This window comes from Bradyrhizobium sp. 4 (assembly GCF_023100905.1).
Lineage (GTDB): Bacteria > Pseudomonadota > Alphaproteobacteria > Rhizobiales > Xanthobacteraceae > Bradyrhizobium.
In genome coordinates this window covers 7116314-7131710 of the sequence record NZ_CP064686.1, presented here as the reverse complement: position 1 = coordinate 7131710, position 15397 = coordinate 7116314, and the positions used below count along the sequence as shown (strand labels likewise).

18 protein-coding genes and 1 tRNA gene are annotated in these 15397 nt (G+C 64.4%); 16 read left to right on the top strand and 3 right to left on the bottom strand.

Annotated elements, in window-relative coordinates; all coding sequences use genetic code 11:
• The first annotated feature begins 9 nt into the window (after positions 1-9).
• Genes IVB45_RS34200 through IVB45_RS34185 form a run of 4 tightly spaced genes read left to right on the top strand, consistent with a single transcriptional unit; the run spans position 10 to position 2984 of the window.
• Positions 10-870 carry a fumarylacetoacetate hydrolase family protein gene (locus IVB45_RS34200; protein ID WP_247357719.1) on the top strand — a complete coding sequence of 287 codons (861 nt, stop codon included), beginning with the start codon at positions 10-12 and terminating at the stop codon, positions 868-870.
• Positions 871-873: 3 nt separating this feature from the next.
• Positions 874-1677 (top strand): 2-oxo-hept-4-ene-1,7-dioate hydratase, encoded by an 804-nt coding sequence (gene hpaH / locus IVB45_RS34195; protein ID WP_247357720.1) that lies wholly within the window; start codon positions 874-876, stop codon positions 1675-1677.
• A gap of 25 nt (positions 1678-1702) precedes the next feature.
• On the top strand, positions 1703-2095 hold the full coding sequence (locus IVB45_RS34190; protein WP_247357721.1) for a RidA family protein: 393 nt from the start codon (positions 1703-1705) through the stop codon (positions 2093-2095).
• 13 nt (positions 2096-2108) lie between these two features.
• The gene (locus tag IVB45_RS34185) at positions 2109-2984 is read left to right on the top strand and encodes an amidohydrolase family protein (protein ID WP_247357722.1); all 876 of its coding nucleotides are present in this window, start codon (positions 2109-2111) and stop codon (positions 2982-2984) included.
• A 128-nt stretch (positions 2985-3112) separates the two neighbouring features.
• Here the strand turns inward: IVB45_RS34185 and IVB45_RS34180 are convergent, their stop codons facing one another.
• Positions 3113-4108: an LLM class flavin-dependent oxidoreductase gene (locus IVB45_RS34180; protein WP_247357723.1), complete on the bottom strand. Its 996-nt coding sequence runs from the start codon at positions 4106-4108 to the stop codon at positions 3113-3115.
• 236 nt (positions 4109-4344) lie between these two features.
• On the opposite strand from IVB45_RS34180, the gene IVB45_RS34175 reads away from it, so the two are divergent.
• The 4 genes from IVB45_RS34175 (at position 4345) to IVB45_RS34160 (ending at position 6697) form a co-directional block, all read left to right on the top strand.
• The gene (locus IVB45_RS34175; protein WP_247357724.1) at positions 4345-4767 is read left to right on the top strand and encodes an MgtC/SapB family protein; all 423 of its coding nucleotides are present in this window, start codon (positions 4345-4347) and stop codon (positions 4765-4767) included.
• Positions 4768-4903: 136 nt separating this feature from the next.
• Complete coding sequence (locus tag IVB45_RS34170; protein WP_247357725.1) at positions 4904-5407, top strand: Twin-arginine translocation pathway signal; 504 nt, start codon at positions 4904-4906, stop codon at positions 5405-5407.
• A gap of 11 nt (positions 5408-5418) precedes the next feature.
• On the top strand, positions 5419-6039 hold the full coding sequence (locus IVB45_RS34165) for a ferric reductase-like transmembrane domain-containing protein (protein WP_247357726.1): 621 nt from the start codon (positions 5419-5421) through the stop codon (positions 6037-6039).
• A gap of 178 nt (positions 6040-6217) precedes the next feature.
• Positions 6218-6697 (top strand): Crp/Fnr family transcriptional regulator, encoded by a 480-nt coding sequence (locus IVB45_RS34160; RefSeq protein ID WP_247357727.1) that lies wholly within the window; start codon positions 6218-6220, stop codon positions 6695-6697.
• A gap of 1328 nt (positions 6698-8025) precedes the next feature.
• Here the strand turns inward: IVB45_RS34160 and IVB45_RS34155 are convergent.
• Positions 8026-8100 (bottom strand) — tRNA-Thr (locus IVB45_RS34155).
• A gap of 315 nt (positions 8101-8415) precedes the next feature.
• On the opposite strand from IVB45_RS34155, the gene IVB45_RS34150 reads away from it, so the two are divergent.
• From IVB45_RS34150 to IVB45_RS34130, 5 genes are all read left to right on the top strand, one after another.
• Positions 8416-8628 carry a hypothetical protein gene (locus IVB45_RS34150; RefSeq protein WP_247357728.1) on the top strand — a complete coding sequence of 71 codons (213 nt, stop codon included), beginning with the start codon at positions 8416-8418 and terminating at the stop codon, positions 8626-8628.
• Between the two features lie 42 nt (positions 8629-8670).
• Positions 8671-10377, top strand: coding sequence for an FAD-dependent oxidoreductase (locus tag IVB45_RS34145; protein WP_247357729.1), 1707 nt, complete (start codon positions 8671-8673; stop codon positions 10375-10377).
• A gap of 126 nt (positions 10378-10503) precedes the next feature.
• On the top strand, positions 10504-10812 hold the full coding sequence (locus tag IVB45_RS34140) for an EthD family reductase (protein WP_027565721.1): 309 nt from the start codon (positions 10504-10506) through the stop codon (positions 10810-10812).
• Between the two features lie 231 nt (positions 10813-11043).
• The gene (locus IVB45_RS34135) at positions 11044-11553 is read left to right on the top strand and encodes a hypothetical protein (protein ID WP_247357730.1); all 510 of its coding nucleotides are present in this window, start codon (positions 11044-11046) and stop codon (positions 11551-11553) included.
• A 20-nt stretch (positions 11554-11573) separates the two neighbouring features.
• Positions 11574-12398, top strand: a complete 825-nt coding sequence (locus IVB45_RS34130) for an alpha/beta hydrolase (RefSeq protein ID WP_247357731.1) — start codon at positions 11574-11576, stop codon at positions 12396-12398.
• 6 nt (positions 12399-12404) lie between these two features.
• On the opposite strand, the gene IVB45_RS34125 is transcribed toward IVB45_RS34130, so the two are convergent.
• Positions 12405-13058: a TetR/AcrR family transcriptional regulator gene (locus tag IVB45_RS34125; protein WP_247357732.1), complete on the bottom strand. Its 654-nt coding sequence runs from the start codon at positions 13056-13058 to the stop codon at positions 12405-12407.
• Positions 13059-13140: 82 nt separating this feature from the next.
• On the opposite strand from IVB45_RS34125, the gene IVB45_RS34120 reads away from it, so the two are divergent.
• From IVB45_RS34120 to IVB45_RS34110, 3 genes are all read left to right on the top strand, one after another.
• Positions 13141-14079 carry an SDR family oxidoreductase gene (locus IVB45_RS34120; protein ID WP_247357733.1) on the top strand — a complete coding sequence of 313 codons (939 nt, stop codon included), beginning with the start codon at positions 13141-13143 and terminating at the stop codon, positions 14077-14079.
• A 26-nt stretch (positions 14080-14105) separates the two neighbouring features.
• Positions 14106-14765 (top strand): NAD(P)H-binding protein, encoded by a 660-nt coding sequence (locus IVB45_RS34115; protein WP_247357734.1) that lies wholly within the window; start codon positions 14106-14108, stop codon positions 14763-14765.
• An 81-nt stretch (positions 14766-14846) separates the two neighbouring features.
• Positions 14847-15284: a DUF2948 family protein gene (locus tag IVB45_RS34110; RefSeq protein ID WP_247357735.1), complete on the top strand. Its 438-nt coding sequence runs from the start codon at positions 14847-14849 to the stop codon at positions 15282-15284.
• The last annotated feature ends 113 nt before the right edge of the window (positions 15285-15397 follow it).

Genomic DNA, 15397 nt, shown 5'->3' with positions numbered 1-15397 from the left:
AGAACGACCATGCGACTCATAAGCTATCTCCTGGACGGAGAGCCGCGCTATGGTGCCGCCATCGAAGGCGGTGTCGTCGATCTGACCCGGCGGATTGGCCGCGACTTCTCCGATGTGAGGGCGCTGATCGCGGCCAATGCGCTGGCTGACGCGCAGGAGGCCGTCGCCGGACAAAAGCCGGACTACGCGCTCGACAATCTCGTGCTGCTGCCGCCGGTGCTGGCGCCGGAAAAGCTCTGGTGCATCGGCGTCAACTACGCCGAGCGCAATGCGGAGTATAAAGACAGCTCCGACCTGCCCAAATATCCCAGCCTGTTCGTGCGTAGCATGTCCTCGATGACGGGCTCCGGCCAGCCGCTGGAAAAGCCTCATGTGTCCGACCAGCTCGATTACGAAGGCGAGCTTGTCATCGTGATCGGCCAGGGAGGCCGCCACATCCCGCGCGAAAAGGCCTGGGCGCACATCTTCGGCATGACCTTGTGCAACGAGGGCACGATCCGCGACTGGCTGCGTCACGGCAAGTTCAACGTCACGCAGGGCAAGAATTTCGACCGCTCCGGCAGCATCGGTCCCTGGATCGTCACATCGGACGAGCTCGACCCGCGCGGCCCTCATGACATCATCACGCGCGTCAACGGCGAGGTGCGACAGCAGGACACCACCGAGCGGCTGATGTTCCCGTTCGACTTTCTGATCTCCTATCTCTCGACCTTTGCGACGCTGAAGCCCGGCGACATGATCGTGACGGGCACGCCGACCGGGGCGGGCGCCCGCTTCGACCCGCCGCGCTGGCTGAAAGTCGGTGATGTCGTCGAGGTCGAATCCAGTCGCATCGGCGTGCTGCGCAATACCGTGGCCGCGGAGAGTTAAGCCATGCTGGATACTGCCACGATCGAACGCCTTGCCGCGCGCCTCGACGAGGCCGAGCGCACCAAGACGCTGATCACGATGTTCACCAAAGACTATCCCGATTTCAGCATCGAGGATGCCTATGCCGTTCAGCGCGCCTGGACAAAACTCCAGCTCGGACGCGGCCGGGTCATCAAGGGCCACAAGATCGGCCTGACCTCGAAGGCGATGCAGAACGCGGTCGGCATTTCGGAGCCGGACTACGGCGTGCTGTTCGCCGACATGTTCTATGCCGATGCCACGCCCATTCCGTTCGACCGCTTTCACGCGCCGCGCATCGAGGTCGAGCTCGCCTTCGTGCTGAAGGCGCCGCTGCGTGGGCCCGATTGCACCATCTTCGACGTGCTCAACGCCACCGACTACGTCACGCCCGCACTGGAGATCCTGGAGACGCGTATGAACCGCGTCGATCCCCAGACCGGCAAGGCGCGAAAAGTCATGGACACGATCTCGGACAACGCGGCGAACGCCGCGCTGGTGCTTGGCGGCCGGCCGTTCCGTCCGATGGATGCGGACATGCGCTGGATCGGCGCGCTGCTGTTCCGCAACGGCGAGGTCGAGGAAACCGGCCTTGCCGCCGGCGTGCTCAATCATCCCGCCAATGGCATTGCCTGGCTCGCCAACCGCCTCGCGCCGCATGACGAACATCTCGCCGCCGGCGAGGTGGTGCTGGCGGGATCGTTCACGCGGCCGGTCGACATCCGCCGCGGCGACACGTTCCATGCCGACTATGGCGCGTTCGGCTCGGTGTCGTGCCAGTTCGTCTGAACCAATAAGCAAGAGGGAGCGCATCATGACCGGTCACACGCGGCGCAAGAGCATCCATATCGGCGGCTTCAAGCACGCCAACCCGATTCCGAACGCCTGCCGCATCGGCAATCTCGTGATGTCGGGCGTCATCCTCGGCCGCGATGCGGCTGGCGCGATGCCCGAGAGCCTGGAGGCGCAATGCGCCAACATGTTCGCGCATATGAAGGCGACGGTCGAGGCTGCCGGCGGCACCACGGACGACATCATCAAGATGACGGTGTGGCTGAAGGATCGCACGCAGCGCGCGCCCGTGAATGTCGAGTGGCTGAAGATGTTTCCGGACGAGCATTCGCGCCCGGCGCGCCACGCGCTGCCGATGGACAACATGGATGGCGGCGCGCTGGTGCAGTGTGACTTCACCGCCGTAATCGACTGAGGGAGTTTCGCGTATGCCGACCTATCTGCCGTTCGACCCGAACCCGCGCCGCCCGGTCAAGGCGCCGCCGCCCAAAACCGTCGACAGCCAGTTTCACGTGCTCGGCCCCATCGACAAATATCCGGAACGACCCGGTGCGGCCTATCGGATGCCGACCGCGACTTGGGAAGCGGCGCTGCGCGTGCACAAGACGCTCGGCATCGAGCGCGGCGTCATCGTGCAGACCACCACCTATGGCGCCGACCATGCCGTCGTGCTCGACGGTCTCGCCGCGATGGGCCCGAACTATCGCGGCTGCGCCAACGCGCTGGTGTTCGCGGAGGCGAACGACGCATATCTCGCCAAGCTGCATGATGCTGGGGTCCGCGGCGCGCGCTTCAGCTTCCGCCAGGAGCTCGGCGCCGTGCTGTCGGATGCCGATTTCGCCCGCGCGATCGCGCGCATCCGCGAGCTCGGCTGGTACGTCAAGATCCAGCCCGAGAAGGACGGCATCGTCTCCAGCGTCGCCAAATACGAGAATCTCGACGTGCCCGTGCTGATCGACCACATGGCACGGCCCGATCCGGAAGCCGGCAGAAACGATCCGAACCTGCGCAAGATGCTGGAGCTGCTCGCCAAGGGCAATTTCTGGGTGATGCTGTCGCTCGGCGAGAAGACCTCGAAGCTTGGGCCGCCCTACGACGACGTCATCCCGATCGCGCGCGCCTATATCGAGGCGGCCCTCGACCACTGCGTCTGGGCCAGCGACTGGCCGCATCCGGTCTCGGTGAAGCAGCCGCCCAACGACGCCGATCTGCTCGAGCTGATGTATCGCTACGCGCCCGACCAGGCGGAGCTGGAAAAGATATTGGTGCACAATCCGGCAAGGCTGTTCGGCTTTCCGGATTAGGGCGACCCGTCATTGCGAGGAGCGGAGCGACGAAGCAATCCAGACTTGCTTCCGCAGAAGCACTCTGGATTGCTTCGCTGCGCTCTGACGGACGCGCCATCGCAAGTCGACCGCGCCAGACTCTGGCCTCACCCCGCCAGCCGATCCCTTACCCCGGCTGCAATCTCGAACGAGCGCAGCCTCGCGGCGTGGTCGTAGATCTGCCCCGTGGTCATCAATTCGTCAGCGCTTGTCTCAGCGATCAGCGCCTTCAGCTTCTGTTCGACCGTTTCAGGCGAGCCGACCGCCGAGCACGACAGCGACTGGCCGACCATCGCCTTTTCGGCCGGCGACCACAGCGCGTCCATGTCGTCGACCGGCGGCGGCAGCGGGCCGGGCGTGCCGCGGCGCAGATTGATGAACTGCTGCTGCAGCGAGGAGAACATGCGTTGCGCGTCCGCGTCGCTGTCGGCGGCGAACACGTTGACGCCGACCATCGCGTAGGGCTTGTCGAGCTGTGCCGAGGGCTCGAACCGCGCGCGATACTCCCGCAGCGCCGGCATCATCATCTGCGGCGCGAAGTGTGAAGCGAACGCGAACGGCAGCCCGAGCATGCCTGCGAGCTGCGCGCCAAAAGTGCTGGAGCCCAGGATCCACAGCGGCACCTTCGTCCCCATGCCCGGCACGGCCCGGATGGCCTGGTTCGGCTGCACGTCGCCGAGCAACGCCTGCAGCTCCAGCACGTCCTGCGGAAAATTCTCGGAGCTGGTGGCGAGATCGCGCCGCAGCGCCCGCGCGGTGAACTGGTCGGTGCCGGGCGCCCGGCCGAGCCCGAGATCGATCCGTCCGGGATAGAGCGAGGCCAGCGTGCCGAACTGCTCGGCGATGACGAGCGGCGAATGGTTCGGCAGCATGATCCCCCCGGAGCCGACCCGGATCGTCTTGGTGCCGCCCGCGACATGCCCGATCACCACCGACGTCGCCGCACTCGCGATGCCCGTCATGTTGTGATGCTCGGCCAGCCAAAAGCGCTTGTAGCCCCAGGCTTCCGAATGCTGCGCGAGATCGAGCGAGTTATGGAACGCTTGTGATGCGTCGCCGCCCTGTCGGATGGGGGCGAGGTCGAGCACGGAGAAGGCGATCATGGGCGGGTCCGGATGGAGCATGCCATGGAAACGTGGACTCGACATGTAGGAGCCGGCCCCGGGGAATACCAGCCGAAACGATCATGGTGCTGCGCCGGCGGCTCCATTGCGTGGAGGCGAAGCCATCGCTGCGCTGAGGCATGCGGCAAATTCGCCTGCATGGAAACCGCGGGCCGCATTGCGGCGTTGCCGGCCGGTTTGATCAATGGCTACGATTTTCATTTCGGGGGCTTTCTTTGGACAGATTCAACATGGGCGTTCATGTCGTCGCGCTGGCTGCGGCCTTCGCGCTCGCCGTTCCCATTGGCTGGGACCGTGAGAAGCGGGCGCGAAGCGCGGGCTTGCGCACCTTTCCGCTGGTCGCAATGGCAAGCTGCGGCTTCGTGCAGGCCAGCGAAAGCCTGCTCGTGCATTCGCCTGATGGGATGGCAAAAGTGATCGAGGGCCTCATCACCGGCATCGGCTTCATCGGCGGTGGCGCGATTCTCAAGCAGGGGAATTCGGTGCAGGGCACCGCGACGGCCGCGAGCCTCTGGGCCACCGGCGCCATCGGCGTTTCCGTCGGGCTCGGCGCTTTTGATGTCGCGGTGACGGTCGCCGTGTTCACGTTTCTGACCCTTCGCTTGTTGACGTTGGTCAAGGAAGACGACGATCACTGATGCAGGTGCGAGCGGTCTGCACCCCCGTTCACAACACCGTCATTGCGGCCCGTTGCGCCCCCCGGCCCAACTGGGCGTCTGGCCCCTGTTGTTGTACACTCGCTGAGCCATTGGACGCTCGCCAGGAGGAACCGACATGACCACGGTCGTACTCAATCGCCGGAGCCTCCTCGCCGCGGGCGGCTCGATCCTCGCAACCGAGCTTTTGGTAACCGGTGTTCCCGGCCTGCTGTTGCCTGCCCGCGCGGCCGGCCTCGCGCCGACCGAGACAATGTCGGGCGGCGCGAACAACTACCGGAAGGGCGCGGCGATCGTGGAGCGGATCGGCAAGGGTGGTTTCTGGATGAGCGGCACCGTGCGCCACGCCGGCGACGGGGCGCCGCTCGCGGGCCAGCGCATCCAGATCTGGGCACACACCACGGAAGGGCAGGAGCACGAGCCGCAGAGCCATGGCGCCACGCTGACTGACAAGGACGGCAAGTTCCGGCTCGAGATGCCGCAGATCATTCCCATCTTCGGCCAGCCGCATGGCCACCTCGCCTATGACAGCGGTGAGTTCAAGACGGTCTTTCTGCGGCCGATCATGCGGAGCGCAAAGGAAACCAGCCTCGAGGCGCACTTCGTCCTGCAGTCGGCCTGATCGCATTGGAGATGAAGGGGCGAAGATCGGCCCGGGCGCCCCTGATCTGGCTCGCCCTTGCCTTGGCCATTTGCGTGCCGATCGCGCTCGCTGCGGGAAGCGTACAGCTCGCATGGCGCGGCCCGGTCTATATCCTTGCCGGCTTCGCGGGGATCATCGCGCTCGGTCTTGTGCTCGTTCAGCCTCTGCTGATCGGCGGATACCTGCCGGGACTGTCGGCCTATCGTGGCCGGCGCGCCCATCAGTGGATCGGTGGCACGCTGGTTCTGGCCGTCATGGTCCACGTCGCCGGCCTCTGGATCACCAGCCCGCCCGACATGATCGACGCCCTGACCTATACGTCACCGACGCCGTTCTCCCCCTTCGGCGTGACCGCCATGTGGGCCATCTTCACCGTCGCGCTTCTGGCGCTGCTCCGGCGGCGCTTGGGATTGCGGCTGCGCACCTGGCGCATCGTCCATCTTCCGCTCGCGGTCGTCATCGTCGCAGGCATCGTGGCCCATTGCCTGCTGATCGAGGGAACGATGGAGACGATCTCGAAGGCGGCGCTGTGCGCAGCTGTGCTTGCGGCGACCGTCAAGGTGCTGGTTGACCTCTGGAGAAGGCGAACGCTCCGCGGCGAGAGTGCGTAGGATGGGTAGAGCGAAGCGAAACCCATCGCACTTGGTCTAGGCGGAAGCATGATGGGTTTCGCAAGTGCTCTACCCATCCTACGAAATTTCGCTGACCGCCTTGTTCCAATACGTTCGGCGTCGTCAGCGCCGATCTGCTCTGCTTGCCGCAGATGGCCATGAAGATTATCCTCACGAGATGGCCGTCAGTGTCCCCGACGTGAAGGCATTCCTGCTCGCCACACCGTTCTTCGGCGGTATTCCGGATCAAAGTCTCGACCTCCTGATGTCGATGCTGGTCGAGTGCCGATTTGATACCGGAGCAACCGTCGTGACGGAGGGCGAGCCCGGACGCTCGCTGTTCATCGTCAAATTCGGTCGGCTGGCGGTGAGCAAGCGGGCGAATGCGGGCAACGTCATTCCGATTTCAGTTCTGGAGCCCGGCGATTTCTTCGGTGAAATGACGCTGATCGAAATGCAGAATCGTTCTGCCACGGTGATCGCGGAGAGTCCGACCGTGCTCTACGAGCTGACCGCCCAGAAGCTCTACGCCTGCTACAAGGCGGACATCCACGCCTATGTGATCGTCCTGCAGAACATCAATCGCGAACTCTGCCGGCGGCTTCGCCGTTCCGACGATCGCTTCACCGGACAGAAATTGGGTGAGGACAGTGCGTAGGATGGGTAGAGCACTTGCGAAATCCATCATGTTTCGCCACCGCACGATACTTCGATGGGTTTCGCTTCGCTCTACCCATCCTACGAGTTTGCGATCAAGCATGCTTGGCCACCGAACAATTCCTTAGCTGCGCCAGGACTTGACGAGGCGGGTGGCGCCTTTGGCCCCTGCAACTCCACCCAACGAGGATTCCAAGGAGCACAACGAGCGTCCAATCGCTGTGAAATGCCTCCCTGTACGCCACCTAGAAACGAGGTCCCGATCAGCATAGCCGCGAATCCGAGAACGGCTCCGCCAAGCGTGAAGCCCACCAATCGCGCGAGCAGGGCGATCAATGACGTCCGTTTCACGTCACTCATTTTTTGCGATGCCCCATTTTGTGCCCGGCTCCGGGATGATTCGCATTTGGCCAAGCATCCCTTTCCATCCACAGTTCGGACATAGAACCGCGGCTCTTTCGTCGTCGTGAGGATTTGCGCCTCCTTGATAGTCAAAGCCAGGGCTTTGACATTCTGGGCAACAACCCACCCCAATTCGCTTGACGATCTTTTCCCACGCCATTTCGACTATTCCAGATTGTCGAATTTTTGTTGCTCGCAGTGCGCTGAGAAATTCCTGTCCCAGGATTGCGTCTTGAATCCACCGATAATGGCGAAAGGAGTACGCGCAGCCAAGGGCGACCCGTCGGGCAACACACCCGCTTCCCATAAAACCCCGTCAACCCTCCTCCATAAAAATATTCCACTTTACCGAAATTCGGAATCGCAGTATCAATCCGCCATCCCGATCCAGGGAGAGGGGCGGTCGTCCGTCGTAACGAACGTGGATCGGGGGGTGGTGGACGCGGCAGCGTCGGGCACGAAGACGGGACCAGGGCGAGATGAACCTCGTGAGGTCTTGTCTAGCGCGCGGACGAACGGCGCCTGTGTCCGGCGAAGCCTCTTGGCAAAGCCGGATCGCTGCGTACGGCAAAATCGTGTGGTCCTAGCCGTCGTTGCTACGGTCAAGCCTTGCGGAGATGGATCGAGACTCAACCGGGTCTTTGTCCATCGTCAATTCGCAAGTCGACGGTGACAAAAAGGAACTCGTCGCCGGGGAGAGCGCGGCATAAGCCGTCAACCCGCTGCGCAGGGAAGGCCGAGTGTTCGGCGTCACCTGTATGCTGCTGTGCGGTCTCTTTGCGCTACACCTTCGCGCAGCGGACCGCGGGTGCCAGCCGGCACCCGGTCTTCCCTGCGCCCTCTCCACGGAGGAGGGGTAAGGAGAAGCAAAACTCGGGCGCTTTGAGCCGCGAGAATGCTGATCTGTGCGTGATTTGACCCAGGGAATGGTGCTGCCAGACAGGATTGAACTGTCGACCTCTCCATTACCAATGGAGTGCTCTACCACTGAGCTACGGCAGCATGTGCTGGGGTAAGAATCGGCCGCCACGAGGGGCCTACCAAGCGGGCCGATATCTGCCACAAGCCCCCCTCCTGTGCAAGCTTGCTAGCTCCGCCAAAGCGATAAAATCGGGTCGATATCGGGGCCAAAGTGCCTGTTTTGGCCCGAAATGGCCGACTTTCCGCGGGTTCGGTTCCGATATCCCCACCCAACTGGCCAGTTGCCCGACGCGCCGGGTTCGATCCATTTCGATTTTCGCACGATCAGATCGCGCGGGCCTCTTGAGCTGCCTTATTCCTCGGGCATGTTATCGCCGATCGCTGTAATGGACCCCGATGGCTGACGAGAACGACAAGAGCGAGCGACAGGATTCGAGACAGGACTCGCGGCAGGCGAGGGCGTCCCGCGACGACCGGCTGAAATCGGCGCTGCGCGAAAACCTGAAGCGGCGGAAGGTGCAGGCGCGCGAACGCGCCACAAGTGCCGATCCCTCGCAGAATGAAGATGGTTCCCTAGATGAGGGGACCGCCGACAAGACCGGCGGCTAGAATCCGACGGCTGGAATTTCTTTGGAGTGCATGGACGTGGCAATGGGGCAGGACGAATCGCAACGACCCGAGAGTGACGCGCAGATGTCGCGGTTCACCCGCCCTGAACAGACCTTTCCGGCGCTGACACCAGCCGAGATCGAGCGTGTCAGGCATTTCGGCGAGGTCCGCAACTATGCCGATGGGGAATTCCTGTTCGAGACCGGCAAGCCGGGGCCCGGCATGTTCGTCGTGCTGAAGGGCCACGTCGCCATCACCCAGCGCGACGGCCTTGGCCATGTGACCCCGTTGATCGACCAGGGGCCGGGGCAATTTTTGGCCGAGCTGAGCCAGCTCTCCGGACGACCGGCGCTGGTCGACGGTCGCGCCGAAGGCGATGTCGAGACGCTCCTGTTGCCGCCGGAGCGGCTGCGCGCGCTGCTGGTCGCGGAGGCCGAGCTCGGCGAGCGCATCATGCGCGCGCTGATCCTGCGCCGGGTCAATCTGCTCCAGGGCGGCGTCGGCGGCGTCGTGCTGATCGGTCCCTCGCATTCGGCAGGCGTGGTGCGGTTGCAGGGCTTCCTCACCCGCAACGGCCAGCCGCATCATCTGCTCGATCCCGCGCGTGATCGCGACGCCGCCGACGTCATCGCGCGTTATTCGCCCAAGCCGGACGACTGGCCGCTGGTCGTCACTCCCGACGGTGCGGTGCTGCGCAATCCCGGCGAAACCGAGCTTGCGCGCGCGATCGGCATGATCGGCGGCCCGCGCAACGACCGCATCTACGACGTCGCGATCGTCGGCTCCGGGCCGGCTGGACTCGCTACGGCCGTCTATGCCGCGTCCGAAGGTCTCTCGGTGGCCGTGCTCGACACCCGCGCCTTCGGCGGCCAGGCCGGCGCCAGCGCGCGCATCGAAAACTATCTCGGCTTTCCGACCGGAATTTCCGGCCAGGCCCTGACCGCGCGCGCCTTCAACCAGGCACAAAAATTCGGCGCGGAGATCATGATCCCGGTGACGGTGAAGTCGCTCGACTGCACGCGCAAGGATGGCGCGTTTTCGGTGGCGCTTGACGGCTGCGACCCCCTGCATTCGCGCGCGGTGGTGGTCGCCAGCGGCGCGCGCTATCGCCGGCCCGAGATCGAGAACCTCGATAAATTCGAAGGCCGCGGCGTCTGGTATTGGGCCTCGCCGGTCGAGGCGAAGCTGTGCGCCGGCGAGGAGGTGGCGCTGGTCGGTGCCGGCAACTCGGCGGGGCAGGCCGCCGTGTTCCTCTCGGGGCACGCCAAGAAAGTGCTGATGATCATCCGCGGCGGCGGTCTCGGCGCCAGCATGTCGCGCTATCTCATCGAGCGCATCGAAGCCACGCCGAACATCGAACTGATGTTCAACACCGAGATCACGGCGCTCGAAGGCGACGAGGCCTCGCTGCTGCGGCGTATCCGCTGGAAAAGCCGGCTGTCGGCCGACGAGGACTTCGCCGACATCCGCAATCTCTTCCTGTTCGTCGGCGCCGATCCCGCCACCAATTGGCTCGACGGCTGCGGCGTGACGCTCGATCGCGGCGGCTTCGTCGTCACCGGCGCGCAGTCCGAGCAGAACCAGGGCCGGCTGGTTGCACCGCTGGAGACGTCGGTGCCCGGCGTCTACGCGGTCGGCGACGTCCGCTCCGGCTCGGTCAAGCGCGTCGGCGGTGCCATCGGCGAGGGCGCGCAGGTCGTGGCCTCCCTGCACGGCTATCTCGGCGACGCCGCAAAGCCGGCGCTTTAGTCAAGTAGAAGACACGCAGATGGCAAGGCGAATGTGACTTGCCATCCCGACGTGTCCCACGGACTATCCCCTCGTCGCGAGGCCAAACGCCCGTGGAAGAACAAAGACTCAAATGGGAGGAACTAAATGGCTGAAATCGTCGTGCTGTATAAAACGCCCACAGATGCTGCGGCCTTCGACAAGTATTATGCCGAGACCCACATTCCGCTTGCCAAGAAACTTCCCGGCCTGAAGAAGTACGCCATCAGCAAGGGGCCGGTCGGCTCCCCCGCCGGACCGTCCGGAATCCATCTGGTCGCCATTCTCACCTTCGACAGCGCGGCCGACATCCAGGCGGCATTCGGCAGCCCGGAAGGCAAGGCGACCGGCGCTGACGTGCCGAAATTCGCCAGCGGCGGCGCCGACCTGCTGATCTTCGACACCAAGGAAGTGTGAGACGTGTGCAGGGGCGCTCGCACCTCGCGAGCGCCCCCGCCTATTCGATTCAACTTTCGTTGAAAGCCTGCCGTCGTTTATGACAGCGATGCAAATAATTCAGCCATGCGTTTTCGATTCGCACGATGACGCATGGCTGCGCACGCATGTGTGACGCCAGCGCGTGTGGCAATCTGATGAGGGCCGTAATATCAATCTCCCGAACTTGATGCAGAGAATAGGAGAGATGTCATGGTTCTTGGGTTGAGCTTGCCCGCCTTCACGCTGGTCCATGTCGTCATCAGCCTGATCGGCATTGCCGCCGGCCTCGTCGTGATGTTCGGCCTGCTCGGCTCGAAGCCGATGCCGGGCCTCACCGCGATTTTCTTAGCGTTCACGATCCTCACCAGCGCCACCGGCTTCCTGTTTCCGTTCAAGGAGCTGCTGCCGTCGCATATCATCGGCATCATCTCGCTGGTCCTGCTCGCGATCGCCTGCATCGCGCTCTACGGCATGAAGCTCGCTGGCGTCTGGCGTCCGGTCTACATCGTGACGGCGATGATCTCGCTGTATTTCAACGTCTTCGTGCTGGTGATCCAGTCGTTCCTGAAGGTGCCGGCGCTTGCCGCGCTCGCGCCCGCCGTGGCCCCGGCGCCGCCCGGAGGCCCGGTGTTCGCCGTGGTGCAGGGCCTCGTGCTGGTGTTCTTCGTGGTGCTCACCATCGGTGCCTGGCGCCGCTTCAAGCCGATGGCGTTCGCCTGATCATTCAAAGGAGCCTAGTAATGCCCACCATCACCACCAAGGACGGCGTCGAGATCTTCTACAAGGACTGGGGCTCGGGCCAGCCGATCGTGTTCAGCCATGGCTGGCCGCTGTCGGCCGACGACTGGGACGCGCAGATGATGTTCTTCGTGACGCGCGGCTATCGCGTCATCGCCCATGACCGTCGCGGCCATGGTCGTTCGTCGCAGGTCGCCGACGGCCACGACATGGATCATTATGCCGATGATCTCGCGGCCGTGACCGCCCATCTCGACCTGAAGAATGCGATCCATGTCGGCCACTCCACCGGCGGCGGCGAAGTCGTGCATTACATCGCGCGCCATGGCGAGAGCCGGGTGGCGAAGGCCGCGATCCTGTCCGCGGTGCCGCCGCTGATGCTGAAGACGGACGCGAATCCCGGCGGCCTGCCGAAGAGCGTGTTCGACGATTTCCAGGTACAGCTCGCTGCCGGCCGCGCCAGCTTCTACCGCGACATCGCGGCCGGCCCCTTCTATGGCTACAACCGTCCCGGCGCAAAGCCCTCGGAAGCGGTGATCCAGAACTGGTGGCGCCAGGGCATGATGGGCGGCGCGAAAGCCCATTACGACGGCATCGTCGCGTTTTCGCAAACCGACTTCACCGAGGATCTGCAGAAGATCAATGTGCCTGTGCTGGTGATGCACGGCGACGACGACCAGATCGTGCCTTACGCCGACTCCGCACCGCTGTCGGCCAAGCTTTTGAAGAACGGCACGCTGAAGACCTACAAGGGTTTCCCGCACGGCATGCCGACAACGCACGCCGAGACCATCAACGCGGACCTGCTGGCGTTCTTCAGGGAGTGAGCGGCCTCATTCCAATATCGCCCTGATCGCGTCGAAGGTGCGCTTGACGAAAGCTTCCGGCTTCTCCCGCGCTCCTCCGCCGATCCAGCTCTCGCCGCCGACGCGCATCGCGCCGGTGGCGATCATGGCGACGAGGCGTGCCTTCAACTGGTCCGATTTGGTTCTGGCGCGGTGGGCGAGCCCTTCGGCCAGCGCCCGCTCGAGCTTCTCGTATTTGAGTTGGTCGCGCGCCCGAAGCGCGGGATTGTCGCGCTTGAGCCGCGACATTGCCGCGGCCTCCGCCGGATCGATCCGCTTGAGCGCCGCCGCGATCGCGTTCTCCGCCGCGGTCAGCATGGTTTCGCCCGCCGGCCGCGCCACGACCTCCGCGACCAGCGCGGCGGCAGCGCCTTCCTGCCAGGCCGCGACGACGTCCTCCTTCGAGGCGAAATAATGGAAGAAGCTGCGTCGCGACACGTCCGCCGCGGCCGCGATATCGTCAATGGTCGTGGCCTCGAAGCCGCGCTCCAGGAAGAGTGCCATCGCCCCGCGGGTCAACCGCTCGCGGGTCGCCTGCAGCTTGCGCTGGCGCAGGCCGGTGCCAGCGGCGGATTTTGCTCCTACCGGCAATGGCTTGGTGCGCTTGTTGACCGATTTCCCGGCGAGCTTCGAAAGCTTCAAATCATTTCACCACTTGCAAAGTTGCACCCAGTGCACATTTAGACCCGTCGCGGGCCTTTTCCCAGCCCGACGGAGCTATGGCATGACCGACTGGACCACGGCAGACATCCCCTCCCTCAGCGGCAAGACTGCCGTCGTGACCGGAGCGACGGGCGGCCTCGGCGACGAGACGGCGATGGCGCTGGCGGGCGCCGGTGCCATTGTCATACTCACGGGGCGCAACGACGCAAAGGGCCTGCGCGCGATCGATGGCATTTGCGAGCGCTTTCCCAATGCGCTGATCGCCTACGAGCATCTCGACCTCGCCAGTCTAACCTCCGTTGCCGATTTCGCCAGGCGCTTCGCGGCCGGCAATGAACGGCTCGACCTGCTTGTCAACAATGCCGGCGTGATGGCGCTGCCGAAGCGGCAGCAGACGGCGGATGGTTTCGAGATGCAGCTCGGCACCAACTATCTCGGTCATTACGCGCTGACGGCGCAGCTGTTGCCGCAGCTTCGCCGGGCGAAGGCGGCTCGGGTGGTCAACCTCTCGAGCCTTGCGCACCGCTCCGGTTCGATCAATTTCGACGATCTGCAGGCTAGGCATTCCTATCGTCCGTGGCGGGCTTATTGCCAGTCCAAGCTGGCGATGCTGATGTTTTCGCTGGAGTTGCAGCGCCGCAGCCTCGCCGCAGGCTGGGGTCTGACGAGCCTTGCCGCACATCCCGGGTACGCGCGGACCGATCTGATTTCGAACGGGCCGGGTGCGAACACGTTCCAGTCGCGCGTGAGCCGCTGGCTGCAGCCCTTCATCAGCCAGTCTGCCGCGGAAGGCGCGCTGCCCACCTTGTTGGCGGCGACCTCGCCGGCAGCGGAGCCCGGCGGCTATTACGGTCCGAACGGGTTCTACGAATTGAAAGGGCCACCGCGTCCGGCGAAGATCATGCCGAAGGCAAAGGATTTCGCCTCGGCAGCCATGCTGTGGGATGTCTCGGCGACTTTGACCGGTGTATCCTTCGACGAGATCGCGGCCGCCGCATGAGCCGCGGGCCTGTCGGGGAGGTCCCGATGCAGATCATCATCTTCGGCGCGACCGGCATGGTCGGGCAGGGCGTCTTGCGCGAATGCCTGGTCGATGCCGGCATCGGCCGCGTGCTCGTGGTCGGCCGCAGCCCGAGCGGCGTGCGCAACGCCAAGCTCACCGAGATCACGCACGGCGATTTCATGGACTACTCGGCGATCGAAACGCAGCTCACCGGCTTCGACGGATGCTTCTTCTGCCTCGGCGTCTCCTCGATCGGCATGAGCGAGGAGCGCTACCGTCAACTCACCTATGACCTCACGCTCGCAGCGGCGACCGTGCTGGCCCGGCTCAATCCGCAGATGACATTCGTCTATGTCACGGGCGCCGGCACCGATTCCACCGAGCGGGGTTCGCGGATGTGGGCGCGGATCAAGGGCAAGACCGAGAACGATCTGCTCAAGCTTCCGTTCAAGGCGGCCTACATGTTCCGGCCCGGTGCGATCCAACCGCTCCACGGTGCTCGCTCCAAGACCGCGTGGGTGCAGGCCGTGTATGCCGCAACCTGGCCACTGTGGTCGGTGCTGCGCCGGCTCTCGCCGCGGCTCGTCACCTCGACCGAGCAGATCGGCCGCGCCATGATCCGGGTTGCGCGGGAGGGGTATCCGCGAAAGGTGCTGGAGATGGAGGATATCAATAGCCTCTAGTCCGGTGGGCCGTTAGTTCTAGGGAAATTTCGCCGGCCGCCCGCGTTGAGCCCCGTCCGCCCGAAGCAGAAAGCGCCGTCGATGTCTCCCCAGCTCAAACTGATCGCACTCGACGCCGACGACCTCTCCGTGATCTCGGCCCACGTCCAGGACGCCCGCGTGCAGCCCTCGGACATCATCTGGCGCCAAAGCGAAAAGCGGCTGGTCGTCGGCATGAGCCGGTTGGACTGGGAGCAGACGCTGGACGGCGAGGCCGAGCCGCGCAGGCTGGTGGCGGCCCTCCGTTTCGACCGCGTGCTCGCCTGCAAGGCGCGCAACATCGACCTCGACGCGCTGGACACTGTCCTGGACCTCGTCGGCATCGAATTCCACGGCCAGGATGCCCCCGGCGGGAGCGCGCTGCTGCTGTTTGCCCAAGGCGGCGCCATCCGCCTCGACGTCGAATGCCTTGAATGCGAGCTGACGGATCTGGGGGCGGATCAGCTGGGGACGGGGTTGGAGGCTGAAGGGGAGGGGTGAGGTGGCATGCCAAGGCCACGCATTCCGCTTTTGCCAGGACGACGCCGGAGGGGAACGGCCCGGCCCAAGGGTTGACGCAGCTTCCCCGCCGCGCCATTGAGCAGGGGCCTGGT

Bases quoted from the DNA above. Each gene is read 5' to 3' on its own strand.
- IVB45_RS34185 (WP_247357722.1), top strand. From the start codon at position 2,109: ATGCCGACCTATCTGCCGTTCGACCCGAACCCGCGCCGCCCGGTCAAG.
- IVB45_RS34115 (WP_247357734.1), top strand. From the start codon at position 14,106: ATGCAGATCATCATCTTCGGCGCGACCGGCATGGTCGGGCAGGGCGTC.
- IVB45_RS34135 (WP_247357730.1), top strand. From the start codon at position 11,044: ATGGTTCTTGGGTTGAGCTTGCCCGCCTTCACGCTGGTCCATGTCGTC.
- IVB45_RS34200 (WP_247357719.1), top strand. From the start codon at position 10: ATGCGACTCATAAGCTATCTCCTGGACGGAGAGCCGCGCTATGGTGCC.
- IVB45_RS34120 (WP_247357733.1), top strand. From the start codon at position 13,141: ATGACCGACTGGACCACGGCAGACATCCCCTCCCTCAGCGGCAAGACT.
- hpaH (WP_247357720.1), top strand. From the start codon at position 874: ATGCTGGATACTGCCACGATCGAACGCCTTGCCGCGCGCCTCGACGAG.
- IVB45_RS34130 (WP_247357731.1), top strand. From the start codon at position 11,574: ATGCCCACCATCACCACCAAGGACGGCGTCGAGATCTTCTACAAGGAC.
- IVB45_RS34140 (WP_027565721.1), top strand. From the start codon at position 10,504: ATGGCTGAAATCGTCGTGCTGTATAAAACGCCCACAGATGCTGCGGCC.
- IVB45_RS34170 (WP_247357725.1), top strand. From the start codon at position 4,904: ATGACCACGGTCGTACTCAATCGCCGGAGCCTCCTCGCCGCGGGCGGC.
- IVB45_RS34190 (WP_247357721.1), top strand. From the start codon at position 1,703: ATGACCGGTCACACGCGGCGCAAGAGCATCCATATCGGCGGCTTCAAG.
- IVB45_RS34160 (WP_247357727.1), top strand. From the start codon at position 6,218: ATGGCCGTCAGTGTCCCCGACGTGAAGGCATTCCTGCTCGCCACACCG.
- IVB45_RS34110 (WP_247357735.1), top strand. From the start codon at position 14,847: ATGTCTCCCCAGCTCAAACTGATCGCACTCGACGCCGACGACCTCTCC.
- IVB45_RS34145 (WP_247357729.1), top strand. From the start codon at position 8,671: ATGGGGCAGGACGAATCGCAACGACCCGAGAGTGACGCGCAGATGTCG.
- IVB45_RS34180 (WP_247357723.1), bottom strand. From the start codon at position 4,108: ATGATCGCCTTCTCCGTGCTCGACCTCGCCCCCATCCGACAGGGCGGC.
- IVB45_RS34150 (WP_247357728.1), top strand. From the start codon at position 8,416: ATGGCTGACGAGAACGACAAGAGCGAGCGACAGGATTCGAGACAGGAC.
- IVB45_RS34165 (WP_247357726.1), top strand. From the start codon at position 5,419: ATGAAGGGGCGAAGATCGGCCCGGGCGCCCCTGATCTGGCTCGCCCTT.